The 26563-nt window shown below is 69.4% G+C and carries 12 protein-coding genes; 8 read left to right on the top strand and 4 right to left on the bottom strand.

Annotation, left to right across the window (positions count from 1 at the left end):
- Positions 1-263: 263 nt before the first annotated feature.
- A complete protein-coding gene (locus tag ACIPRI_RS00570; protein WP_446587413.1) occupies positions 264-632 on the bottom strand; it encodes a hypothetical protein in 369 nt (122 codons plus the stop codon).
- 159 nt (positions 633-791) lie between these two features.
- On the opposite strand from ACIPRI_RS00570, the gene ACIPRI_RS00565 reads away from it, so the two are divergent.
- Genes ACIPRI_RS00565 through ACIPRI_RS00535 form a run of 7 tightly spaced genes read left to right on the top strand, consistent with a single transcriptional unit; the run spans position 792 to position 21505 of the window.
- Positions 792-1364: a hypothetical protein gene (locus ACIPRI_RS00565; protein WP_446587411.1), complete on the top strand. Its 573-nt coding sequence runs from the start codon at positions 792-794 to the stop codon at positions 1362-1364.
- Positions 1365-1387: 23 nt separating this feature from the next.
- A complete protein-coding gene (locus tag ACIPRI_RS00560; RefSeq protein WP_446587409.1) occupies positions 1388-11353 on the top strand; it encodes a DUF6603 domain-containing protein in 9966 nt (3321 codons plus the stop codon).
- On the top strand, positions 11346-13160 hold the full coding sequence (locus tag ACIPRI_RS00555) for a hypothetical protein (RefSeq protein WP_446587407.1): 1815 nt from the start codon (positions 11346-11348) through the stop codon (positions 13158-13160). The genes ACIPRI_RS00560 and ACIPRI_RS00555 overlap by 8 nt, the downstream gene beginning before the upstream one ends.
- Positions 13157-14203: a hypothetical protein gene (locus ACIPRI_RS00550; RefSeq protein WP_446587405.1), complete on the top strand. Its 1047-nt coding sequence runs from the start codon at positions 13157-13159 to the stop codon at positions 14201-14203. Before ACIPRI_RS00555 ends, ACIPRI_RS00550 begins: the two co-directional genes overlap by 4 nt.
- Positions 14200-18240: a hypothetical protein gene (locus ACIPRI_RS00545; RefSeq protein WP_446587403.1), complete on the top strand. Its 4041-nt coding sequence runs from the start codon at positions 14200-14202 to the stop codon at positions 18238-18240. The genes ACIPRI_RS00550 and ACIPRI_RS00545 overlap by 4 nt, the downstream gene beginning before the upstream one ends.
- Before the next feature lie 55 nt (positions 18241-18295).
- Positions 18296-21271 carry a WD40/YVTN/BNR-like repeat-containing protein gene (locus ACIPRI_RS00540; RefSeq protein ID WP_446587401.1) on the top strand — a complete coding sequence of 992 codons (2976 nt, stop codon included), beginning with the start codon at positions 18296-18298 and terminating at the stop codon, positions 21269-21271.
- Between the two features lie 33 nt (positions 21272-21304).
- The gene (locus ACIPRI_RS00535; protein WP_446587399.1) at positions 21305-21505 is read left to right on the top strand and encodes a hypothetical protein; all 201 of its coding nucleotides are present in this window, start codon (positions 21305-21307) and stop codon (positions 21503-21505) included.
- 174 nt (positions 21506-21679) lie between these two features.
- Here the strand turns inward: ACIPRI_RS00535 and ACIPRI_RS00530 are convergent, their stop codons facing one another.
- A complete protein-coding gene (locus tag ACIPRI_RS00530; protein WP_446587397.1) occupies positions 21680-23215 on the bottom strand; it encodes a glycine betaine ABC transporter substrate-binding protein in 1536 nt (511 codons plus the stop codon).
- Between the two features lie 104 nt (positions 23216-23319).
- On the opposite strand from ACIPRI_RS00530, the gene ACIPRI_RS00525 reads away from it, so the two are divergent.
- Positions 23320-24426: an ROK family protein gene (locus ACIPRI_RS00525; RefSeq protein WP_446587395.1), complete on the top strand. Its 1107-nt coding sequence runs from the start codon at positions 23320-23322 to the stop codon at positions 24424-24426.
- Here ACIPRI_RS00525 and ACIPRI_RS00520 read toward each other — a convergent pair.
- On the bottom strand, positions 24417-25790 hold the full coding sequence (locus tag ACIPRI_RS00520; RefSeq protein ID WP_446587393.1) for a phospholipase D-like domain-containing protein: 1374 nt from the start codon (positions 25788-25790) through the stop codon (positions 24417-24419). The genes ACIPRI_RS00525 and ACIPRI_RS00520 overlap by 10 nt on opposite strands.
- Positions 25791-25801: 11 nt before the next feature.
- A complete protein-coding gene (locus tag ACIPRI_RS00515) occupies positions 25802-26554 on the bottom strand; it encodes a glutathione S-transferase family protein (protein ID WP_446587391.1) in 753 nt (250 codons plus the stop codon).
- Positions 26555-26563 lie beyond the last annotated feature (9 nt).

Below are 26563 nucleotides of genomic sequence, written 5' to 3'. Positions count from 1 at the left end.
ACGGCGTTGCAAATCCTCGCCATAGCTTCGGCTATGTCTCCGGTTTGCGCCTTGCCCTGCACCCAAATCGCCTCGCCATCCTCCGCCCGCCTATTTGCAGACAAGTTCTAAGCTGCCTTAGAACCGCTGGCTTTGGATTTGCCATCTTGTCACTTCTGTGCATGCGCGATCAGAGCACATCCTGGACTGGTTTCACGTCGCGATGCGCATTGAACAGCTCCTGCAGACAACGCGAGGCTTGCGCAACGAGAGGCAGCAGCCCCTCATGATCCAAATCGAACGAGTAGAGTGGTTCCTCTGGCATGGCAACGTGTTTCGATCACCGACGAGACGAAGGATGAGGCATCGTCGTCGTTCACCGCAGCCGCGAGCCGCCAGCGCACGAGGGCCTCGGCTCGTGGCACGTCGCGCTTCGGATGCGATGGGGGCAGCGACAGGATCGCCCGCGCGACGCCGCCGCCAATGCACGGGTGCCGTTGCGCCATCAGGAGCATCTCTTCACCCACCGCGACGCGCAGCTCGTCAGCTCGCCCGGTGATGCGTTCGCTGTCGATCCAGCGCAGGACGAACCACACGGATTGCAGCGCCAGGTCGATCTCGGCGAGTTGGTTCAGGCTGTGCCCGAAGCCCATGCCGAAGGGCTTGTGCCGCGCAATTCGGGCCGCCGTCGATATGTCTTAAGCGGCATTGCGGCCGAAAAGGCATGTGCCTAGAATCCGCCGCTCAACGAACAGCGAGGGAGGGTAGTCCTGTGGCTTTCTTCGCGCTTGTCGAGTTCTGAGACGCGGCTTGTGGTCACGCGCCCTCCCGTCATTTCCGCCAAGCGGCGCGTCGAGATTCCGCAGCGCCTGGACGAGGCCACGCTCTCGGCGGCCATCGCGCGCCGCCTCGGCTCGCCTGACGCGCTTCCCGCCGGATTCGGCGCCCCGGGGCCCGTGGTCTGGGTCGATGGCGCTGACGAAGTGCTGGTTCATCTGCCTTTGGTGCGCGTCGCGCTGCGCGACCGGCTCGTCGCCGTCAGCGTCGATCTTGAAACCGACCAGACCGGCCGCGAGACGCTGGTCATGCCCTTCTCCGTCGGCGGCCTGCGCGATCCCGCCGGCCTGATTGCCGCCGCCGAAGCGCTGCCGCGCGGCGATGGCCTGCTGGTTGGGCGCTGGGGCCGCATCCTGCAGGAGGCAGTGTGGAGCGCGCTACTCTCGGTCGTCGACGACTACGCGAGCCGCCTGAAAAAGCTGCCATTCGGTTTCACGGCCAGCAACGGCGTGCTATCCCTTCGCGCGGCCAGGCCCGATGAGCTGGCTGCATTGCGCACTGCGGTGCGCGCGGTCATGTCGCAACCGGCGCCCGAGGCGCAGCGGTAGACACAACAGAAGCGAGCAGGACGATGGCGTTGAATCTCAACCCCGAACTGCTCGATGCGGCGAAGGCGATCGGCCTCGTCAAGGAGAACGGCGACTTCGACGCTTCGTGGTTCGAGCATGTGTTCGAACGCGCGACCTCGGTGCTGTCGAATCCGGCGCAGCGGCGCGCCTTGTTCTCGATGCTCGACCGGCTTGCGCCGCCGCGCAATCCGCCTGGCACCCCGGCAGGGGAGAAATGGCACCCGTTGCTGGGCGAGCAGCCGCAGGGCAATGCGTACTTCACCGTCAAGACCGTCGGCAACGATGCGATCGTCGGCCTCGCGGGCGAGGTGCATGGCGGGCCGAGCGGCGGGCCGGAGGGCGCGTTGCGGGTGCACGTGCCGCTGCTGCGATTCGGCAACGGTGCGCCGCTGCTTGTGGCTGGCCAGACGCAGGCACCGTTTGCGCTCGACCTGCGCGTGCAACTCGACTTGAGCCGCGCCGACGGCGAAGCGATCACGCTCGCCGCCGCGCGGGTCTCGCTGCGCTGGGCCTGCGCAACGGCTGCGGCACCGGTGATCGTCATCGTGCTCGAAGGCTTGGGCCTCGACGACGGCGGCACGCGCGACCTGACACTCGACCCGACCGAACTCGGCGGCGCCGCTGTTGAAGTCATCAGTGCGCTGGTCAAGCAACTGTTGCCCACCAGCGGCCCGGCCGCCGCGCTCACCCATCTGCTCGGACTGCTCGGCCTGGACGAAGACCCGGTGCCGCCGCTGCCGATCGCCAACCTCACACAGGGCCCGGCGGCGCTGCAGGCGTGGCTGAACTCGATCATCGATGGCGGCCACCTCGGCACCTGGCTCGGCCACTTCGGCGGGCTGGTCGGCCTGCCGGTGGCGACGCAGGGCGCGGGCACGCTGGACGAGCCGCGCCGCATTCGCCTGCTCGCACTTGGCACCAACGGGGAATTCAGCCTCGGCGTCGCGCGCGCCGACAACCGCCTGCACCTGTCGCTCAACCTGCGGGTCGCGCCCAACGGCGCATCGCCGCCGGCACGCCTCGATGCGAGCGCGACGCTGATCGCGATTCCGCTTTCCGGCACGGGCTCGGCGCTGCCGCTCCCGCACGCACATGTCCTCGTCACATCCCCCGGCGGCGCGAGCGGCACGCTGGTGAATGAGCCCGGCACGATCGTCGTCGATCGCCTGAACGCCGGCTTGCGCTGGAACGGTGCGCAAGGCGCGCTGCTGCCGACGCTCGAACTGCTCGGCGTCACCTTCGGCGCGACGCCGAAGCGCGAGCGCATCGACCTGACGCACGCCGATTCGGTCGCCGATGCGGCGGCAGCCGGGCTCGAGGCGGCTCTGACCGCCTTGCTGGGCGGTGCGGGCGCGCCATTGCTCGCGATCGTCGGCCTGGCCAACCCGCAAGGCGCGCCGGGCGGCTGGCCGCATCGCCTGAACGCTGCCCGCCTGCAGGATTTCGCGACGCAGCCGACGCGCACGCTCGGCGAGCTGCACCACGCGATGCTGGGCGACGCGACGAACCACTGGGGTTTCATCCTCGACGAATTGCGCCGCCTGTTCGGGCTGCCCGGCGCGGTGACGGGCAGCGGCACGCCCGACTCGCCCTGGTTCGTGCCGCTCGCGTCCACGCCGGCGCTTGCCGTCGGCATTGCCGCATGGAACGACACGCCGGGCGACCCGGTCGCGCGCCTGCGCATCGGCCTGCGTGCGCAGATGGCGAGCGCGCCGTGGCAGCTCGCCTGGCGATGCGACGTGCTGGGCTTCGACATCGCGGCCAACGGCAGCGCCGACGTGCGCCTGTTCGAGGGCCAGACGGTGCGGCTGCTGGTCGGCCCATTCCCGGCGCTCAGTGCGCAGACGGCAATCACCGCCGACGGCTTCGCTGCGCAGCTGAAATGGGAGCCCGGCAGCGGCTTGAACGGCTCGGCGCAACTGGCGAACCTGCGCATGCGCGTCGACGGCACCGACCTTGCGCTCGGCACGCTGGCACTCCCGCCGGCGGCACCTTTCGATCTCGGCAACCCGGCCAGCCTGCCGCTGCCGGCCGCGCAGCTCACGCGCATCGCCAGCGTGCTGCTGGCGCGCGCCTTGCGCGAAAGCCTTGGGCCGGCAGGGGAGTGGGCCGGTGCGCTGATCGGCCTGCATGGCGAGCTGCCGAAGCTGCCGGCCGATTGGCCGACGCTGTTCGACCCGGCCGACCCGCTGAAGATCGCGAACGATCCGGAAGCGGCCCTTCGCAGCTGGCTCGACCGGCTCGTCGCCGGCAGCGCGAACGGCCCCGACGAAAGCGCGGCGACGGCGATGCCGCACGTCACGCGCCTGATCGCGTGGCTGCAGCAAGGCTTGCAAGCGGGTGCCGGAACGCCGCCCGACCTGAACGTGATCGCTGCATCGTTGCCGACCTTGCGCGGCAGCGGCGTGTATGCCGACCCCTGGTGCGTGCCGCTTCTTGGTAGCGGCGCGGCGGCGCGCACCGAGCTGCTGCTGTGGCTGGACCCCGATGGTGCGCCGACCGCATGGGCCGGCGCGCTCGCCGGCGCGATCGGGGCGAGCGGCGATGCCTTGACGATGCTGCGCGCCGCCGCGCCGCTCGCCGCGCTGGTGCCGCCGCTGCGCGAGGCGATGCAGGGCGGCTCGGTCGCTGCCTTTGCCGCCGGGCTCGACAACCTGGCGCGTTCGCTGGAAGACAGCGACGGTTTCGTGCCGACCGTCTCTCAACGCGTGGTGCACGCCGACTGGACGCTCGGCGCCATCGTGCCCTTTGTCGCGCACCACTTGCAGCCGGGCCATGCCGATCTGATCGACCAGGCGCTGGACCAGATCGACGCGTGGGAAGCCGCGCCGGCGAACCGCGCGGTGCTCTTGCTGCACCCGGCCTTTGCACAGCGCACGTGCTGGGATGCCCTGATCGCGGCGGCGGTCGCACGCGATGCCGGCGCCGCGCCGACGAGTGCAGACCAGCGCCATTTCAATCTGCGCGTGCCCGGCGCGAATCCGCTGACCGTCGACCTGAGCGGCACGGCCGGCGTCTCGCGCATTTACACCGCCGACCTCGCCGACGACGGCAGCGGCAATCACGTGACGCTTGCGCAGCAGATCGCGCGCGTTGCCGCACGCATCGCGCAACTGCGGCCCGGCGCGAAGCTTTTCATCGTTGCGCACTCGACAGCCGGCGTCGCGGCGCGCCAGTTCTGTGCCGACTCGCCCGCGCTTGTTTCCGGCATCGTCACGATCGGAACGCCGCACCGTGGCGCGCCGCTCTCGGCCCTGCGCGAGACCTCGCTGGCGCAAGCGCTGCGCCTCGCGGGGCGCTGGCTTGCGTCGGTGCCGGCGTCGCCGGTCAAGGATGCGCTGGTGGAACTTCACGCCGCGCTCGACGGCTGGCGAGAAGGCGGGGCGGGCGAATTGCCGGTCGCGAGCGTGTTTCCGGTCGGCAGCTTCGCGCCGGCCGCCAGCGTCGCGACCCATGGCGTGCCTGCGCTCGCGCTCGGCAGCCGCCTCGGTTCCGATGCGTTCGTGGCGCTGCGCAGCGGGCTCGGTGCCCTCGTGGGCGCTTCGAGCGGCACGCCGCCCACGCACCTCGGTGTCGGTGTGCGCGCCGCGCTGGGCGAGCGGATTGATTCGCTCGCCGCCATCCGCCTCCACGTGCGCGCCGACCTCGCGCGCATCGCGCTGCGCAGCGGCGTTGCCGAACCCTCGCGCCCCGCGCAAGCCCTGAGTGCGACCTTGACGCTGGAAGACCCGCTGGGCGGCTACCTCGTCGGCCCGGCGCAGGCGCATGCGGCCATCGGCATGCCCATCGTCGATGTGCGCGTGCGCGCCCTTCGCCTGGGAATGCGGCTCACGCGCGGCAGCGGAGGTGCGTTCGCGGCAACGGTCGAGGCCGAAGCGCTGGACGCGGCTTTCCACGGCCCGACCCTTCCGCGCCTCACGCTCGACCATCCACTGGCCGCCCAGGTGATCGGCGCCGCATTCGACCGCGTGTTCAACCCGCCGCCCTCGCCGGGCAGCCTGGTAGCCGAACTCTCCGAAGCACTACAGGCGATCGGCCTGTTGGCGGTGAACGCGCAAGCGCGTGTCGGCTTCTCGATGGATGCCTTGTCCGCATTGCGCGCCGATGCGCTCGGCTTCCTGCTGCCGCGCCTGAACACCGCGCTCGCGCGCCCCGAAGGCTGGCTCGGATTGCGTCCAACGGCCGATGGCTTTGGCTGGCCGCTCGGTGACCTTCAGTTGAATGCGCGCCGCATCGCGTCCAACACGCGCTGGCAGATCGGCCTCGCGTTCGAATACCAGATCAGCGTGGGGACCGGCGGGCAGATGCCGATCAGCCTGCAGGTCGATGCCGGCCTCGACCTGGGCTCGGCCTCGCTCGCTATGCGGCCGACCGGCCATCTGCAGCTCATGCTCGGCGACATCTCGCTGCAAGCGGACTTTGCCGGCGCCGCGCCGCAGTTCGCGGTGCTGGCGCCGCCGTGGCTCGATGCGCCGTTCACGCTGCTGCCCTTGCCGCCGGCGAACGCGCTGCTGGGCAAGCTCAACGAGTTGCTGCCGCGCTTCCTGATCTCGACGACCGTGTCGCGGCTGATCGAAGCGCTGCTGAAGGCCAGCGGGGCGCCAACTACGCGGATCGCGGCGCTCGATGCGCTCATCCTCGATCCGGTGCGCTTCCTGACCCGGCCGAACGCACTCGGCGGCAGCGCAAGCGCCGGGGGAGGTGGTGGCCTGCTCGACGGCAGCAAGATCGCCGCGTTGCTCTCGGCCATTGCCCGCGCGCTCGGGCAACCCGGGCCGGCGCTCGACCTGCCCGGCAGCCTGCAGGTGACGGCCAGCGGCGCCAGCGAGGTCACCTTCGCGCTCGGCACCAGCGCGCCAATTGGCGGCGTTCTGGGGCTGGCCGCTCAGCTGAAAATCGACGAGTTGCTCCATGCGAGCCCGGGCGGCAACGTCTCGCTGAACATCCCGGCGGCCGGTGCTTTCCCCGGACTTGGCATGGCGTTCGGCGTGAACGGCAGCGGACAGGTCACGCTCTCCGTCACGCCGGTCGGTGGCGCGACGATCCAGTTGCTGCCGACCTTCAGCGGCCTTGGCGCCCTGATCAGCGGCGCCGTGCAATCCCTGTTGCCCGCGGTCCTCGATGCGATCGACGACGAGTTGGCCGCGTCGCCGCTGAAAACCAACTCGCTTGCCGTCGCCGGTGCGCTCGACCTGTACGACGCGGGCGGTGGCTTTGCCGCGCATGCGACCCAGTGGCGCGCGCTGCTGACCGATGGATCGATCGCCAGCATCGGCGGCGGTTTGCGCGGCGCGTTCATCACTGCAGCGCGCACGCTGCTCAATACGCTCACCGGAACCACCGCCTTCGAGATCGACGGCTCGCGGCTGCGCTGGACTTCTCCTGCCTTGCCCGGCGTTTCGGGCACCTTGCGCATCGCGGCGGGTTGGGATGCCGGCGGCCCGTCGTTCAAGCTCGAAGCGCTGAACTGGCGCATTGACAACGCGCCGCTGCGCCTGTCGCTTGCGGGCGGCTTCGAGTCGAGCGCGCTTGCAGTGAGCGCGTCGCTCGGTGCGGACCTGTCCGTGATCAGCGTGCCGGCCGTGCCCGCGCTGCTCTTCTCGGCGAGCGGCAGCGGCGTCGTACTGAACCTGCGCCCCTTCGGCGCCGCCAGCGCCGCGCCGCTCGAAGTGCAGTTGCTGCCGAATCCGCAAGTCGTCGCGACCGATGCGCTGCCCGGCGAGCTGGCAACGAAATGGCTGCTGCCGATTGCCGCCAAGGTGATCTTCGAGGCGACGCGCGACGTTCATGCCTCCAAGCTGTGGGACACCGGCCCGACGCTCGGCGCCGTGCTCGATGCTGCGCAGCTGCGCACCGGCACCAACCTCGTGGCGGTGATGCCCGCGCTGCCCGCGCTGGTGACCGGCGCGCTGCAAGGCTTGCTGGCGGGCCTGTCGCTGCCGGTGGGCACGCTGAACATCGGCATCTCGGGCGACGCCGGCAAGCTCGGCGCCAAGCTCAAGGGGAAGCTGCCGATCCCCATCGGCGACTTCGAGCTCACGCTGTACTTCGGGCATCGCCCGTCGGGGCCGCTCGGCGATGCGGATGCGGGTTTCACGCTCAACCTGTTCTCGCTGCCGAGCTTCCAGTTCCAGCCGCAGCTCAAGGCGCGCGGCATCGGTCTGGGCTTCTCGAACAGGAACGACAAGCCGCTGGTCGACACCGACATCATCCGCATCGGCGAGGTCGCGGCGCTGGCCTTCTTCAACGTGAATCTGTTCGGCGCATTTGCAACCAGCGGCTGGGGTTTCGAAGCCGAGCTGGCGCGTTTCGGCCTGCCGCTCGGCGCCGCAACGGGCGGGGGCGCAAGGGGCGGCAACCCGGTCGCATCGAGCCTGCTGAGCAGCGACGGCGGCGGCACCGGGGGCGACACCACCGGCGTCAGCCCGGAGTGCGACATCGGCATCCGCTTCATGGCGCCGAGCGACTTCTCGCTGACGATCGGCGGGGAGAGCGGGGCGCTGTGGATCACCGTCCAGAAGCAGTTCGGCCCGATCTACATCGAGCAGATCGGCGTGCAGACGCTCGAGAACGGCAAGAAGGTCAGCCTGCTGCTGGACGGCGGCGTGAAGGTCGCCGCGCTCGCGGTACAGGTCGACGACCTGGCAATCATCATTCCGATCACCAAGATGGGCGATGCCTCGCAGTGGGGCCTCGACCTCAAGGGCATGGCAGTCGCGATGGAGGCGGGCACCGTCAAGATCGCAGGCGGCCTGCTGAAGAACCCCGGCCCGCCGGTGAGCTACGACGGCGCATTGATGGTCGATGTGGCGGGACGTGGCTTCACTGCCATCGGCTCCTACGCCAAGCCGACAGACGAGCTGGGCGAGTACACCTCGTTCTTCGTGTTCGTGTCGGTCCCGATTCCGCTCGGCGGCCCGCCTTACTTCTTCGTGCTCGGCCTGGGTGGCGGCGTCGGCATCAACCGCGCGCTGATCGTGCCGACCGATCTCAATGAGATCCCCGGTTTTCCGCTCGTCGCGGCGATCGACAACAGCGGCTTCGCCAACGACCCGATGGGCGCGCTGCGCCAGATGGGCACCAACATCCCGCCCCGGCGCGGCGGCTTCTGGCTGGCGGCGGGGCTCAAGTTCTCGACCTTCGTCGTCGTGAATTCGACGGCGGTGATCTACGTTGCGCTCGACCACGGCTTCGAAGTCGGGCTGCTGGGCCTGTCGCGCATGGCGCTGCCGACCGAAGACTTCGCCATCGCGCAGATCGAACTGGCCCTGAAGGCGCGCTTCTCGACGGCCGAAGGGCTGCTCTCGGTGCAGGCGCAACTCACCGACCGTTCGTACCTGTTCCACCCCTCGTGCCAGCTCACCGGCGGCTTTGCGTTCTTCCTGTGGTTCAACACCGGCAAGTTCGTGCTGACGCTGGGCGGCTATCACAAGGCCTTCTCGAAACCGCCCGAATTCCCGGTGGTGCCGCGCCTGGGCTTCCGATGGAGCGTGAGCGATTGCGTGGTGATCAAGGGCGAGTCGTACTTTGCGCTGACCACCACCTGCGTCATGGGCGGCGGCCGGCTGGAAGCGAGCTACCGCGGCGGCCCGGTGAAGGCCTGGTTCAAGGTCTATCTCGACGTGCTGGTGTCGTGGGACCCGTTCTACTACGTCTTCGAGACCGGCATCGAGATCGGCGCGTCGGTCGACACCTGGCTGGGCGAGATCGGCGTCAGCCTGGGCGCGGCGGTGCACATCGAAGGTCCGCCGATGTTCGGCTGGGTCGAGGTCGAGATCGTCGTCGTCACGATCCGCGTCGAGTTCGGCGATCCGTCGCACGACGTCGACTACATCGAGGACTTCGGCGTCTTCCGCGACAAGTACCTCACCACCGGCGACGGCCGCGACAACCCGGTGGACGTGCACCTGCGCGCCGGCCTGCTGCCAACCAACCCGCCCGGGGCCGACCCCGCGCCGGGCACGTCGGATGCGCCGTGGGTGGTGGGCGCCGAATGGGCCTTCGAGTCCGAAACCCGCGCGCCGACGAATGCGATGCGCTGGGACGATGGCGACCGCGGTGTCGACAGCGGCCTGGGCGGCGCGATCGACCTCGCACCGATGAACCGGCGCTCGGTGACCAGCCGGCACGAACTGCGCGTGCGCCTGGCCAACGGCAACGCGGTGCCGCTGGCGCTCGACCCGGACCGCTTCATCCTCACGCAGCGCGGCGGCAACTTCCCCGAAGCCACGTGGCGCTGGCAAGACCCGAGGAATATGAAGGCGGGCGCGGCGAACATCCGCCGCCTCGCGGGCGTGCGCGTCGACGGCGTGGCGGAGATCGTCAACCGCAGCGCGCTGGTGCAGATCACCGGCGCCGTTGATGACCTGCCCGAGTACGCGCTGCCGCTGCCCTTCGACCAGCCCGGTTCGATCTTCTTCACGGACCTGATCGAGATCGGCACCGTCGCCACGACGCTGGGCGACCTGACGGTGCAGTGGACCGTGGACGAGCGCCGCTTCGCGACTGCGACCTTGCTGTCCTCGCCCGAGTTCGCCACGGCGCGCAGCGCGGTGGGCGGCAAGCCCTTGAGCGCGCTCGGCCAGCGCGACCTCAACACGCGTTCGTCGCCAGCCCGGGTCGTGCCGTTGACGACCGGCCTGTCGATGGAAGCGCCGGGCCAGCCCGCGCCGACGCCGTTCCAGGACGGCGCCGATGTGGCGGTGCGGCTCGACGCGCCTCGCCTGATGGCCGTGATGCGCCAGCGTGGCGCACCGACCCTGAGCGAACCGCTCGCGTTGCGCACCACGGTCGCCAAGGTCAGGGAAGCCCAGCGCGCGCCGCGCATGTCGGCACCGCGCGCCAAGGCGATGCCCGGCGCGCGCCTGCACCGTGCCGCTGCCGCGCAGACCGCAGCACCCACCCGCGCGGTGCAAGGCGAACGCAGCCTGTTGAATCCACTCTTCGCGCCGAACGCCATCGCGCATGCCAAGGCCTTTGACGAAGCGGCCCAGCGCGTGATGGGCAACGGCTTCGAGGTGCCCGCCGGCACGACCCATTTGTGGCAACTGCCTGAAACCGACGAAGCCGGCCGCGCGCGCATTCGCCTGCACGTCGGCGGCGATGGCGCGTCGCGCATCACCTGGCTCGACCGGCACGGTGAAATCCTGTCGGACGAAGAACACGTGGCTTCGCAGGACCAGGTGATCTCGATGCCCGAGGGCGCCGCGATGCTCGCGGTCGGCTGCCTCGGCCGCGTTCCCGGTGCGCGCATGAGCACCGAACAACGCCGCATCGGCATGGCTCACATCTCGCAGAACTGGTCGCAGGCCGGCGGCGTTCCTGCCGTCGGATGGCAGGCCGGCAGCATGCTCGCCATGGTCGGCGCGCACACGCTGCTCGGGCGCGGCGCGAGCATCACGACCTCGCGGCCGATCGAGGCCGGCCGGCGCGGCTTGCTCAGCGCCGGCCTGGTGCGCGCGGGCGACGTGATGGCGCGGCAGAACGGCATCGAGACGCGCTTGCCGGCGGACGTGTCGGTCGTCGTGATCCAGCTCGACGCGCTGGATGCCAGTGCGGCAAACGATGGCGATCTGGCGATCGCGTGCAACGGCGCCACGCTGTCGCGCAAGCCCGTGGTCGTGACCGCCGGCACGCGCCGCACCCTGATCTACGACGCCACGCCCGACGAAGACGGCAAGAAGCAAGGCCACATCGAAGTGAGCGTCGGCAGCCGCAGCGCGTGGCGCGCGGCCGGTGTGATCGGCCTCACAGGCAATGCGCAGGGCTGGGGCGAGCGGCTGGCCGGCAGCGTGCCGCCGGAACTGGTTTCGCCGCTGGCGCTGAGCGCGGACGGCAGCGTCACGGTGCGCTTCGAGGTGCTGCCCGCAAGCGGGCGCGTCAGGACGCTGAATCCGACCAAGCCACCGAAGCCGGTGAGCCCGGTCAAGCCGAAGGACAAGGCAAAGGAAAGGGTGACCCATGGCTGACGTCATCCCGCCATCGGGGTCGATGTACCTCTACGACTACGCGGCTGCGCCGCTGCGCCCGGGCGCGTACCGCTACGAGGTGTCGACCACGATCGAAAAAGGCAGCAGCTCCAATACGCTGTCCAACGAGCGCTACTTCAACGTCGAAGGCCCGCGCTTCGTGCTGAACCCGGGCGACATCGCGGGCGTGGTGCCGCCGCGCAATTCGCAGGGGCCGTTCTCGGCGGTGCTGCCGCAGATCGTGATGCGCCGGCGCACGCTGCCGTGGGAACGGGTGGTGGCCGAATCGCTCCCCGCGCCCAGCGCGCCCGGCGCCTTGCCGAACCAGAACCCGGGCTACCCGACTCCGTGGCTCGCGCTCTTGCTGCTGGCCGAAGGGGAGAGCTGGGAACTCAAGCCCAACCTGCCGCTGGAAAGCGTGCTGCCCGGCGACGTCTTCAAGAACATCGGCTCGCCGCCCAACGTGCTGGTCGAAGCGCTCGACATCTCGCGCAGCCTGCTCGATTCGGTGCTGCCCGCGCGCGAGGAATTGCAGTTGCTCTCCCACGTGCGGCGCGTCAATCCGAACGACCGCGAGCTGTCGGTGGAAGGCAGCGACGGCTGGTTCTCGGTGGTGGTGTGCAACCGGCTACCGACGCCCGGCAAGAAATGCCGCGCGGTGCTCGTCTCGCTCGAAGGCCGTACCGACCTGGTGGCCACGAACCCGCCGCCCTTCGTGTCGAGCAAGGGTGGGGGACTGGTCGGCATGTTCGACGACGTGCTGGTGAACGTGGTCGAGAACGACAACCAGGTGTTCGTCTCGCGCCCCGCGGCTGCCGCATTCCTCGATGCGCCGCCGCGCTTCCTGTCGGCGGAAAAATTCGAGTTCGTTGAGGTGCTCGAAGAGAAGAACGTGCTGTCCACCGTGACCACGATTCCGAACCTGACGCTCCAGCGCTCCAAGCTGGTGGCGCTGCACTCGTGGAGCTTCACCTGCGAAGGCGACGGCGACTTCATGATGCTGATGCAGAACCTCGACGTGGGCCTGATCGGCAAGACGAAGAACAACAAGCCGCCCGTGACCGATACCGGCCACATCCGCGTCGAACTCGGCACGCGCGCCGGCACCAAGGAGACCGCGCTGTACCGCGGCCCGCTGGTGCCGATGCCGCTGCAGCGCGACCCGGCCGGGCCGTACCACAGCGCGGACCAGGCGCGGCGCATCGCGCCCGAACTCGGCATGCAGGACATCTCGTACGCCTGCGCCTTCGAGGTGGGCCGGCTGCTCGCCGCCGCCGATGCGCGGCTCGCGCAGGAGCTGATGCGCTGGCGCCGCAAGGGTTTTCGCGCCAGCGCGCGGCTCGACGTCATGGCCGACCTGGAAGCGCGGCTGGACATCGTGCTCGCCGAGGCGATTCCGCAGAAGCTGCAGCGCTATGTGCTGCCGGTGATCGCGGGCGAGTTGATCAAGACCTTCACAACCTCGGGTCCCCCGACGGGCGATCCCTTCGGCATGGGCCTGGTGGCGAAGACCACAGGGCTGCAACCCGAGCTGTTCGCCAAGGCTTTCGCGCTCGACGGCGGCATCGAGGCCGGGCGGGAAGTACTGCTCGGGCTGGGGCAGCCGCTCGCGATGAACGTGCCCGCCGTTGCCGAGCCTGTTCTGAAAGGCGGCACGCTCGAAGAGGTGCTGAAAGACGTGGAAGGCCTGGGTGTGCTGCGCGACACGCGCGTCCAGGTGATCGACAACGTGCGCATCCGAATCGACACCATCGGAAAGCTCGGCGGCGCAGTGTTCGGCGGCGTGAAGACGGGAGGCCGGAAATGAAGCAGCCCTGGGTTAGCAGCAAGGAAGCGCTCAGCGAGCGCCTGGTCGCGCACAAGCAGGTCGATGCGCCTTCGCAGGAAGCGCAGATGCCACCCTACATGGAGACCTTTCTCTCGCACCTGCGCCTGTTGATCGGCGTTCCCTTCGACTACCTCATTCCCGACGCGCGGATGCTGCCGATCGAGTCGATCCGCTTCTTCTACCTCGACCGGTCGTGGACCGACCGGCTGGTCGACGGCGCGATTGCCGTCGGCAAGATCGGCTCGCGCGAGCAGGCCCACCACCAGGCCCGCGCAAGCTATGTCTCGCGCCAGCTCGACATCACCGAGCGTCATGTGCGCGACCTGCAGCGCCGGCGACTGGAGTTCAGCGATCTCTCCAAGCTGCCTCTGCCGGGCACGGCCGACCGCGTCACCGGTTTCCTGATGCGCTCGCGCGCCGTCTCGGGTTGGCCGCAGATGGATGTGCGCGCGTACCGCTTCGATGGCACGGTCGGTCCGAACAACCCGCCGCGCAACTTCGACCCGGCCGCTCCGGCGATCGCCGCCAAGCAGTTGAAGACCTTGCGGCTGGAGCGCCTCGCGCCGGGCGTGATGATCGCGCTCTTCCAGGGCGTGCCGAACATGGTGATGTGCGAGGAACCGCACCACGGCATTCAGTTCGGCGTCAACAACGACGAGGGCCACTTGACGACGCTGCGGCGCGATGCGGCCGGCGTTGCCATCGCCAACACCAAGCCGCTCGAGATCCCGATCCGCAAGGGCGGCCTGCGCGTGCTCGCGATCTCCGAAATCCGCCGCCGGCTCGAAGAAGCGCGCACGACCAACCTGCCGGGCGCGCCTGCGACGCCGCAGATGCCGGTGCAAAACGGCGCCGGCAATTTCGCCATCGGCATGCTCGACCGGCCCTGGCGCCAACGCTTCCAGGGCAACGGCGGTCAACCCGACTTCCACGGCAGCGGGCGCTACGTGGCCAACTTCAAGCTCGCCGTGATGACGATGGACCCGGGCGTGCCGGTGATGTTGAAGGAGTTCGGGTCGTGAGCACCTTTACCCGCTTCGACTTCGGCCTCAACGCCTCCGTCGGCCTCACGGCGCAGATGGCGTCGACCTGGTCGCCGTGGCTGCCGCGCGACCCGCGCCTGCTGGTGCCGGTGCACCTCGATGTGCTGATGGTGCGAACGGAGAGCAGTACCGCGGTGTGGGCCGAAACCGGACTGAGTGGGGCCGATCTGCAAGCGCCTCCACCCTTCACCCCACGCAGTGCTCCGCGCGGCAAGGGCGCCTACCTGCTGTGGGCGCCACCGGACGCGCTGGCGCGCGGGCGCAAGCCGCACGACAACGAAGAGGGCCCCATCGAGTTCCCGCCGCTGCCCGAGCGCTGGCTGGTGCTGCGCATGTCGCCTTCGCGCCTCATCACCAACCGCCGCACGCTGCGCGGATGGGTGCTGAAGGCCGACGAGCCCGGCACCCCGCCCATTCCGCTCGACCAGTATGTCGATGCCATCGAACCGCTGGATGGCGCCTCGACTGGCCCGGCCGTTACCGCCGTGGGGCCGGGGCAACTCGACTGGATCGGCTACTTCGACAACGTCGAGAACCGCTTCGGCTTTCACGATTCGCTGACGGACGTGAGCACGGGGCCCATCGCCTACCTCGTGTGCGGCTGGTACCGCGACCCGGATCGCGATCCGCTGTCGGACCCCGACATCCGCACGCAGGCGCAATTCGAGGCCCTGTTGTCCGATTTTCGGTGGCATTTGCCGGATCATTTGTTCAAGCAGGCCCAATCCCGCGCCATCAAGCAAAGCGAAGCGCTGGACACGATGGGCCTGGCCATTATCAAAGGTGTGAAGACTGCGTACCGCAGTTCGACGATGGCAGGCCAGGTGACTGACACGGTGACCAAGGCCGAGGCCAAGTCGCTCGGCAGGGTGAAGGTGGCGCAGGCTGCGTGGTGGCCGCGTCTTTCGCTCTACCACGGCGCAGTGGTCGGCATCGGGTGGCCGAACGCGGCGCTCGATGAGCGGGGCGCGGCGGTGCTTGGCACGGGCGTGGGCGGCGCGGAAGTCGGTGGCCCGCCGCGCCCGCAGGACGTGAAGGTGGGCTTCGGCGCAACGCTCACCGACGCGCTCGCGGCCATGATCGCGCGGCGCGACAACAACCACCTCGAACGCGCCCGCGTCCTGCAAGCCTTCCAGCTCGGCGCGATGAACGAGCTGGACGACCCCGACGGCCGCGCCAAACTCGACGCGCTGCTGCACTCGACCACGTTCACGTCGCTGCTCGGCGGCAGCATCACCGAGCGCGTGTGGCAGCCGCCGCTGGGCGAGCCGCCGGCCGAAGCAGTTCCGAAAGTGGCCGGACCCGGCGTGTTCGAGCGCTACTACCGGCGCGACGGCAAGGGCACGCGCGGGGCAGGGGGCAAGGCGCTGCTGGGCAAGGAGGGCAAGCGCACGGCCTCCGCGAGTTCGAAGGCGCGCGGCGGCACGCAGCCGACGGACGAGCGCCAGTTCTTCTCGGTCAAGAGCCCGTCTTCCAGCCGCAGCGCGCCGTTCAAGGGCGCGTCCAGCATCGCGAAGGCGGCCGCCGCCGCGCCGCCTTCGCAATTCAAGGCGACCGCGTACGCCGGCAAGGAACTGATGGCGCAGACCGAAGTGGCGCAGGGCAATCTCGGCCGGGTCAGCCAGATTCTCAGGACCGGCCCGCAAGTCACGCCGTACCGCCCGGGGCGCTGGGTCGACCGCGAGCGGCCGCTGCCGCGCTTCTACCGGCCGCTCGATCCGCAACTGGTCATCGAAGGCATCAAGCGCGCGTACCAGTACGGCGGCGACGGCCGCTTCTCGCGCGACGGGTGGCTCGGCTGCCGGCTCTCGGGCACTCCCGTCAAGGACTACCGGCTGAAGTCCTTCAACCGCACCGTCAATGCCGAAGACTTCCTGGACCGCTCGATTTCCAACGGCAGCATGCCGCCCGAGTGCGAAGACCTGCTGAACGAACTCGCGCTGCTCGACCCGGGCTCGTCGCTGCCGATCGCGCGGCTCGCCACCGCGAAAACGCGCGCCTCCGCGACCACGCAACGCGCGATCGCCGACACGGTGCAGGTCCAGCAAACCGCCTGGTGGGCCACCCGCGACCCGCGCACCGATCCGAGCGCGGTGCTGAGCCTCGCGCCCTTCGCCGGCACGCTGCCGTCGCCGGTCGCGATCAACGTGCCGGCCAGGCCGTGGAATCCGCTGCACCTCGAGTGGCGCGTCGAGTACATCGCATCGCCACGCCAGATCGAGGACTGGACGCTGGGCGAGATCGACTACAACGAAGACGTGCCGGACTTGCCGCCGCCAAGCAGCGTGACGCCGCTGCCGTTCGAAGGCCGCAGCCCCTTGTCGGCGGGTGTCGGCCGCACCATCGCGGGCGCCATTCGCCGCACGCTCGCCGATGCGAACGCCGAGCGCGCCGATGCAGGCGGCACCGTGCTCGTGCATGCGGTGCAGGCGGCGGAATCGTCGGGCGCGATGAAGTTCAGCCAGCAACTCAGCGGCATGGTGGCTGGGGTGGGCACGGCGGACAGCATCGACGCGCAGGACCGCGCCACGCTGGGCGACATCGCAGCCGCGCTGGAACAGTCCGACCTGCTCTCCGGCTCGCTCGACGGCCTGCACACCAAATTGCGCGCCGGCTTCATCGGCGACGGCGCGGCGGCACCGGGCGACGGCAGCGTGCCGCCGAATTTCGTCGCCTTGCGCTCGGGCTTTTTGCGCATCGTGCGCTTGCGTGTGGTCGATGCCTTCGGCCAGGTGCTCGATCTCGCGGGGTCGAGCGAGGCAAGCAACCCTGACACCGTCACCAAGGCGGTCGGTAGAAGCGAATCGCTCGAAGTCACCTCGCGCCCCGAATGGCTGGCGCTGCCGCCGCGCCTGACATCGCCTGCGCGGCTGTGGCTGCGCTTCATGGACTCGAAGGGCGGCCCCGACGAAGCACGCGACAAGACAGATGTCGATGAAGAGATCACGCCCGTGTGCGGCTACCTGATGCCGAACCACCTGGACGATGCATTGCTGTTCTATGCGGACGATGGCCGTGACCTCGGTGTGGTGCGCCGCAACGAAAGCAACCGCATCGCGTGGGAAGACGCGCCGGGCGCGCCGTCCACGGTGGGCGCCTCGCCGGCGCAGGCGATCTCGAACCCCTTCGCCGCCGGCATCGCGCAAGGCCTCACCGACTGGGGCGCCAGCGACGCCGGCCTGCTCGACGGCTCGCAGGACAGCGACACCGCCTTGCGCGCACTGATGCGCGTGATCGACACGACCCGCTGGACGGTCGACCCCTTCGGCCACCAGGGCGAGGAACACCTGGCGCTGCTCGTCGGCCAGCCGGTGGTCGTCGTGCGCGCGGTGCTGCGTCTCGAAGTCGACGAGCCGGTGGACCTGACGAAGGTCGAAGGCTTCGCCATGCCGGTGCGTCTGGGCGCGCTGACGCAGTGGCAAGACGGCTTGCTCGGCTACTTCGTCGACGACGACTACCGCACGCTGCATTGCTCGCAAGCCTCGGTCGCCGAACTCGCGCGGGCCTTCGGCCAGAGCCAAGGCTTCCTGCAGGCGGTGGAAGACGTGCCGGCCTATGCCGACAGCTTCGGCGACAACGGCGCGATCGTGCCGATCACCCACCCTTATGTGGACCGCAGCGGCGTGATCACCATGCGCCCGAACCGCGATGTGAAGCTGACCTTGCTGGTCGAGCCGCACACGCTGGTGCACGCCACCTGCGGCCTGCTGCCGCGCAAGGAAGTCGGCCTGCGGCGCGAATGGACACAGGATGCGCTCGCCAAACTCTCGCCGACCTTCCGCTTCGGTCCGGTGCTGGTCGATCCGAAGAAGGTGCGCATGCCGGTCGCGGTCGACTTGCACGGCACGTGGAGCTGGGACCACCGCACCGACGTGACCACGTGGGAAAACCTGCCGGTCGCGCATGCCACGCACGACGCGCTGTTCCCGCAGGATGCGCCGGTCGGCAGCGAAGGCTGGCTGCGCTTGCGGCCCTTCGATCCAGAGGCGGAGGCGCAGGAGGGGCAGGGACCATGAGACGCCGGGCTGCTTCCAAGGCGAATACCGCAGCGCGCAGCACGGAGGTCTTCGAATGAGTTCGAACAAGTGGACCCTGCTCGGCCCGACCGGCGTGCTCGACGGGCAGATGCACCTGCCCTCGACGCCGGACGGCCCGACGATCGCCGGCCGCGTCACTTGCCTTGTGCGCGGCAGCGGCACGTCCACCTTCATCGGCACGGCCGGCGGCGGCGTCTGGCATTCGCCGGACGACGGCGTGACCTGGCGTTCGCTGACGGATTTCCTGCCTTGTGCCTCCATCGGCGCGTTGGCCTTCGATGCGGCGAACAACCGGCTGTGGATCGGCTCCGGCGAAGGCAACCGCGCGGGCAGGGCGATGTTCGGCCAGGGCCTGTTCACGCTCGACACGACGACCGTGGGCAACGCCAGCCCGACGATCGCGCGCATGGTGAACCTGCCCGCACCGCGCGGCGCGGACGATTTCCGCCGGCTGCGCAGCGCGCAGATATTGCTCGAACCCAACGCCGCCAACCCGCCGATCGTCTGGTGGGGCACGAACGAAGGCCTGTTCCGCTCGACCGACAGCGGCGCCAATTGGGCGCAAGTGACCTTCAACGGCGCCGCGCGCGACGACGTGGCTTCGATGGTGTTGTGCACCTCGACCGGCACGGCGCGCATGCTGGTCGGGTTGTGGGACCAGCGCCTGTACATCCGCCAGGCGGCAGACCCGACCCAATTCGACGCGCTGACCACCGACCTCGGTGCGCTCGCTGCAACGCCGACCATCGGCCAGCGCATCGTGCTCGCGGTCGCGCCGAGCAATTCCGAGCGCGTCTACCTCGCCTTGGGCAAGAGCGACAACACCTGGGACGGCATTTACAGCAGCAATGCCGGCGGCAAGGGCTGGACCAAGGTGGGCTTCCCCACGCCGACATCGCCGCAGCGTCCGCTCGGGCAATCGCACTACAACATCATCCTCACGGTGCACCCGACGACGCCGAACACGCTGTACTTCGGCGAGACCGGCATCTGGCGCAGCATCGACGGCGGCACGACGTGGACCGATCTGGCGTCGACCGCACCCGGCACGCACTCGGACCAGCATGCGCTCGTGTTCGAGGCCGCCAACCCAAGCCGCTGCTGGCTTGGCAACGACGGCGGCATCTGGCTTTCGACCGACGGCGGCACGACCTGGGCGTCGCGCAATCGCGGCCTCTCGACCCTGCAGTACTACGCGCTGGTGCACCACCCGAACGTGGACAGCGTGCTGCTCGCGGGCGCACAGGACAACGGCACGCAGCGCTTTGCAGGCCACCCGGCCTGGCACCTGATCGGCGGGGGCGACGGCTTCTACTGCGGCATCGACCCGCTGACCCCGCGCTTCTGGTACTCGAGCTATGTGTACCGCGACGGCGCCGGCAACATCAGGGCGATCCAGCGCTCGGACGCGGCTGGCGCCAGCTGGGTTCCCAAGACCGGCGGCATCGACCCGACCGAATACGCGGCCGGCGTCGAGCCCTTCTATGTGCCCTTCATCTGCGACCCGACGGCCGACAGCGTCGTGTGGCTCGGCACCACGCGCCTGTGGCGCACGAGGGACCGCGGCGAAGGCTGGCTCGCGGTGCGCAAGGGCGACGGCACCCTGTTCTCGACGACGACTGGCGCGCCGAGCAGCGGCAACAGCATCACGTGCATCACGGTCGATCCGAATGACGCGAACAACATCTACGTCGGCACGGCCGATGGACAGTTGATCCGCGTGCACATTGACAGCATCAATGCGACGACCGGGCAGCCGACAGCCACCATCACCGTGGCACGCACCACCGGCGCCGCCGCGCGGCCCGATGCGATCGAGTTCACCGACCTGGCCGTGCCCAAGCTCGCGGCCGGCGCGCCGCTCGCGCCGGTGTACGCGGTGCAGGGCAGCAGCTACCTGACGTTCCGCGGGTCGGAGCCCAGCGCCGTGGCGTCCGGCCGCGTCTGGAAGCACGACTTCGCGAGCGGCGCCGCGACCGACTGGACGGCGCTCGGCACGACGATCCCGGCGGTCACGTTCCCGTCCGGGCCCGACCTGCCGTTCCAGTGGAACTTCGTGAACGCGATCGCGATCGATCCGACCAACGCGCAGCGCATTTTCATCGGCTGCCACATGGGCGTGTTCGAGAGCACGAACGGCGGCACCGCGTGGACCGCAACGCACAACAGCGACCTGCCGTTCGCGCCGGTGGTCGACCTGCAGTTCCACCCGACGCACCGCCTGCTGCGCGGCGCGACGATGGGCCGCAGCGTGTGGGAGCGCCTCGTCGATGCGGTCGCGCCGCCCGACACGCAAGCCGACATCTACATCCGCGACAACGTGATCGACATCGGCCGCTTCGACACGCCGGTCAGCGGCGCCGATCCGCTCGCCGCCAGCGGCACGCTCGCCTGGTTCGATGCAGTGGACATCAAGGTCGATACCGAAGCCTTCATCGGCGGTTTCGAGACGGCGCCCGGCACCATCGACTACACGCCGGGCGGCGCGCTCGACTACGTCGGCTTCCAGCGACTCGGCAGCGACGCATTGCAGCGCGACGTCGAGACCCGGGTGCATCTGCAAGTGCTCAACCGCGGCCCCGCCGCCGCATCGAACGTGAAGGCCCGTGTCTACTGGACCGACCGCCAGCCCGACGGCAACTTCACCGCACTGCCTGCGGATTTCTGGACGCTCTTCCCCGACGGCGCGCTGCCCGAGGCCGGCGCATGGCACCCGGTCGCCGCATCTCAAACCAAGGCGAGCGCGCTACCCGGCGAACCGCACGTGTTCACCTTCACTTTCAGCGCGCCCACAGGGCTGCACGATGTCGGGCTGTTCGCCGTCGTCACCTGCGACGAAGACTCGATTTCCGAGACCCGCACCGATGTGCAACTCGTCGCGACGACCAACAAGCGCACCGCGCTGCGCCGTGCCGACCTGAATGCCTCGACCGGCAGCATCGTCCTGGGCGTGTTGGTGGCGATCGGCGCGGCGGCCCTCATCGTGGGGGCCATCGCCGCGACGGCGTGACCGTATTCAACATCAAGGAATGAAGGGAAGCAGATGTACACGCTCATCCGCAATGCCGGCGTCAAACGCGCCTTGATCGACGAGGCGGTTCCGTTGCTGCTGTCCTTCGCCGTCGCCGAGATGTTCTACAAGTTTCACAGCTTCATGCTCGAGACGGGAGCCTTCTTGCTGACCTGGCTTGCGGTGAGCTATATGGGCAGCGCGATCAAGACGCGCTTCAAGCGCAACGGCTGAGCGCTTGCCTTTGCCCTGGGGCTGGCAGTTACGCCTCAAACTGAGGCAGTTCGGGGCACGCCCCTTGACCTTCCTGTGGTGTTTCGAGCCCGCCACGACGCCTATCAGCTGTGCGTCATCACTTGCCCCGCGAAGTAAACGACCTCCCATTTGACCCGCGCGTGGTGACGACGCCTAGCTGCCCGGCTGCTTGTGGCGGCGCCGCCGCAACCACCATTCGACCGTCTCGAACAGCGCCTCGCTGAGCAGCGCCAGCGCCGCGGCCGGCAGTGCGCCGGCCAGCAGCAGGTCGCGGTCGTTGAGGGCCAGGCCGGTGACGATGCGCTCGCCAAAGCCGCCGGCGCCGACAAAGGCCGCAATGGTGGCGGTGCCGATCGCAATGGCGGTGGCGGTGCGCACACCGGCGATCAAGGTGGGCAGGGCGATCGGCAGCTGCACCAGGCGCAGGTTCTGCGCGTGCGTCATGCCCAGCGCGGTGCCGGCCTGGCGCAGGCCTTGGGGCACCTCGGCCAGGCCGGCCACCGTGTTGCTCATGATCGGCAGCAGCGAATAGAGGGTGAGCGCGATCAGCGCCGGCAGGGTGCCGATGATGCCCAGCAAGGAGATCAGCACCGCCAGCAGTGCCAGCGAGGGAATGGTCTGCATGAGGCCGGTGACGCCCAGCACCAGCGCGCGCACGCGCTGGCGCGGAAAGATCCAGATACCCAGCGGCACCGCAACCAGCATGGCGAGGCCGACCGACACGGCCACCAGCAGCAGGTGCTGGCGCGCCAGGCGCCCCAGGTCCGCTCCGAACAGCTTGGCGGCAAAGCCGCGGCTGGCTTGCGCCGCGCCGCCGGCCTGGCCTTGGGCCAGGAAGTCGCGCGCAATGGCGTCGAAGGGCGCGCCCTGCAGTTCGGCGCGCGCGTTCATCGAGATCATGGCGCGTTCGTCGATGCGGCCCTGCAGCGCGGCCATGGCAGCCCAGGCCTTGGGAAAGCGCTGCGGCACGTCGAGCCGGTGCAGCACCACCGCGTCGTAGCGCGGGAAGTAGGCGCGATCGTCCTGCAGCACCGCCAGGCCCAGGTGATCGATCTTGGCGTCCGTGGTGTAGATGTCCATCACGTCGATCTGCTTGGCGGTGATGGCGTCGTAGGCCAGGCCGTGGTCCAGGCCGGTCGGCTTGTGCGGCAGGCCATAGCGCCGGGCCAGGCCGCCCCAGCCGTCGGCGCGACCGATGAATTCGTTGGACAGGCCCAGCTTCAGTTCGGGATGGCGCGCCAGGTCGCTCAGGCTGCGGATGCCCAGGCGCTTGGCATCGGCGGCGCGCATGGCCAGCGCGTAGCCGTCGTTGAAGCCCAGCGAAGGTCCCAGGCCCAGCCCCAGCGCTGCCAGGCCGGCCTGCATCTGCTCGCGCGACATGTCGGCCGGCCCTTTGAGGATCTCCAGCGCGATGGTGCCGGTGTACTCGGCATACAGGTCGATGGCGCCCGAGCGCAGCGCCTCGTAGACGATGGCCGTATTGCCCAGGCCCTGGCGCACCACCGGCGGCGATGGCAGCACGGGCGCGGCGCTCTGGGCCAGCAGCTCGGCAAGGATGTAGGACTCGGTGAAGCGCTTGGAGCCGACACGCAAGGGCTCGCCCTGCGCCGATGCGGGTGCCGCAGCAAGGCACAGCAGCACGGAAGCGAACACCGCGGCAAGCCAGGCGTGAAGGCGGGGCCAATGCATCGCGGGCAGTGTAAAGGTTGGTGGGCACGGGCAGGCCAGCCTCCTACATGCAATGGTGCGGCCGGCCGATGCGGGGCCGGAGCGAACAGGACCACAGTGCGCACATGCCAAAAGCGCTCCATGAGGCAGCGCGCGCTCACCCGGCGGACGATGTGCGGCACGGTGTGATGCGCCTGCCTTCGGTCGTCATCGAGAGCTACAGCCTCGAGCTGCGCGACGAGGACGGCTTTGTCGGCGACCAGGCCAGCCAGACCGCCTTTCGCGCCCTGCTCGAGCGCTGGCGCAAGCGATTGCGTTCGCGCCGCGGCAAGGATCCGCTGGGCAAGGTGCCCAGCCACGAGATCGAGAAGAAGGAGCTCGACCAGGCCATCCAGCAACGCCGCGCCACCGAGGCCGGCGATCTGGTGCATGCGGCGATCGAGGAGTTTTCGCTCGAGCTCACCCATGTGATCCGGCGCTACCTGCGCCAGAAGTCCTGGCGCAAGGTGCAGCGCATCGTGGTGGGCGGCGGTTTTCCGGGCAGCGGCGTGGGCGAGCGCGCGGTGCTGCAGGCGGCGGCCATCCTGCACCATGCGCAGTGCCCGGTGCAGCTGGCGCGCCTCGCCCACGAAGTGGACGACGGCGGCCTGATCGGCTGGGTGCACCTGGCGCCGCCCGACATGATCGAACAGTACGAAGCCATCCTGGCGGTGGACATCGGCGGAACCAACGTGCGCTGCGGCATCGTCCAGATGCGGCGCGCGAAGGCCCCCGACATGTCGCGCGCCCGCGTGCTGCGCCGGCACAAGTGGCGCCACGCCGACGACGCGCCGCCGCGCAAGCAGTTGCTGCAGGGCATCGCCGACATGCTGCACGAACTGATCGCCCATGCGCGCAAGAAGCGAATCGCGCTGGCGCCCTTCGTGGGCATCGCCTGCCCGGGGCTGATCCGCGAAGACGGCTCGATTGCGCGCGGCGCGCAGAACATGCCGGGCGACTGGGCCAACGACAACTTCCACCTGCCCAGCGCCCTGGCCAAGCTGCTGCCCAGCATCCACAAAGAGCCGGTGCTGGTGCTGCTGCACAACGATGCGGTGGTGCAGGGGCTGAGCGAGCTGCCCTTCATGCAGGACGTGAAGCACTGGGCGGTGCTCACCATCGGCACGGGCCTGGGCAACGCCAGCTTCACGAACCGGCAACGGCCGCGCTCTACTTCTTCAGATCAGACCTGAAAGGCGATGGTCAGCAGCAGGCCCTCGGCCAGGTCGCGCGCCAGGCTGGGCCGGCGGGCGCGGAAGGTTTCGCCGGCCGAAGCGGTGGTCTCGATCCAGTGAGCCAGCCAGTCGATTTCCTTCGGGTCGTAGAAGACCACGGCCGACTCGTGATTGAGCAGAAGGCTGCGCCCGTCCAGGTTGATGCTGCCGCACAGGGCCAGGTCTTCGTCCACCACCACCGCCTTGGCATGCACCATGAAGGGCAGCATGCGAAAGGTGACGCCGGCGCGCGCCAGGTCGCGCATGGCGCGCGAGCGCACGAAGTCGGCCAGGTGATGGTTGGACACCTGCGGAATGGCGATGGTGACCTGCACCCCGCGGCGTGCGGCCAGCCGCAGCGCATCGCGCAGGCCGTCGCCCGGTACGAAGTAGGGCGTGATGGCCAGCAGCCGGTGCTGGGCGCGAAAGCTGGCGTCGATGAGCAGGGCCAGGGCCGTGTCTTCGGTCTGATCGGGGCCGCTCGGCAGGAACTGCGCCAGATTGCCGCCGCGCGGCTGCGCCAGATCGGGGATGCTGCGCGGCTTGCGCTTGCGCACCGAGGCCCAGTCGTGCGAGAACTGGCGCGCCGCGGCCGCCGCCACATTGCCCCGCAGGTCGAAAGACAGGTCGAGCCAGGGCTGCGGGTAGTGCTCGTTTCCGCAGAAGTATTCGCCCGCCAGGTTGCGCCCGCCCGACCACAGCCACTGGTCGTCGGCAATGGCCAGCTTGCGGTGGTTGCGCAGGTTGCGCGGGCCGGTGTGGCGCAGGCTGAACAGCGGGCGGAACACCGCCACGTCGCCGCCGGCTTCGCGCAGCTGCTCGAAGTGGCGGCGCGGCAGGCTCAGGGCGCCAAAGCCGTCCAGCAGCACGCGCACTTTGACGCCTTCGCGCGCACGCCGCACCAGGCGCGAGAGCACGTCTTGTCCGAAAGCGTCGGTGCCGATGATGAAGGTGCCCACGTCCAGCCGCTCGCGCGCCCCCTCGATCACCTCCCAAAGCGCTGCGCGGGCGTCGGTGCCGTCCGCATGCATGCGGATGTCGCAGGGGCTGGGCGGCGCCAGGCCGAAGCTTTCGATGAGTTCGGCGGCCCAGTGGCTGGCCGGCGACGAACGCGGCGGCCGCGGCGAGCCGGCCGGACGCAGCTTGCGCTGGCCGAACAGCAGGTAGATCGGCAGCATCACGTAGGGCAGCAGCACCAGCGCCATCACCCAGGCAATGGCGGTGGTGGGCGCGCGCTGCTGGCGTTGCGCGCGCGTGGTCAGCACGTAGACCAGCAGGGCGACGGCGACGACGAGAAAATGCTGGGAGGGCGAAGGGAGCCAGTCGAACAGGGAATCCGCCATGGCGGGCTGCTTCAGCGCTGCAGGAAGGCCGGCACGCCGCGGCCGTGGGAGGCGAGGAAGCGCATCATGGGATCGACCACCGCGCGCACCGCGGGTCGCCCGCCTACGCGTTCGCGCCAGGCGATCAGACGCGGCGTGGCATCGCTCATCTGGCCCCCACGCTCGCCCACTTCGTGTGGCTTGCTGCCCCCCGAGGGGGCTTTCGCGCCTTCGGGCGGCCGGGCATCGCTCATGCCCGCCCCCTTGCGGTCGGCAAACACGCAAGCCATGTAGAAGGCGATGTCGGCAAATGAGTAAGGGCCGGCCAGGTACTCGCGGCCTTGCAGCAGCAGCTGCTCCAGCTCGCCGTAGATGCGCTCGCAGGCCGCGCAGGCGGCGCGTGCTGGGGCGCTTTGCATATCGTCCTGCAGGCCGAAGAGCTTGTAGACCTGCGGGAAAAAGACCTCGTCGGCGCGCAGTTCCAGCTGGCGCGCCCGGGCGCGCGCAGCAACCTCGCGCGGCCACAGGGGCGGGTTGGGGTAGCGGTCTTCCAGGTATTCGAAGATCTGGGTCGAATCGAAGATCTCGACCTCGTCGTCGACCAGCACCGGCACCTGCGCCTTCGGGTTGACGCGCAGCACCTCGGGGTGCTTGGGCTGATAGTTGTCGCCCTGGTCGAAGGGGACCATGACCAGCTCGAAATCCAGCCCCTTCTCGAGCGCCGCGATCTGCGCCTTGGCGCCGAAGAGGCTGAGGGGGCCGGAGTAGAGCGTGGTTTTTTTCATGGCCCCGAG

The organism is Variovorax sp. LARHSF232 (assembly GCF_052871435.1).
This window is presented reverse-complemented; position numbering and strand designations above follow the sequence as displayed.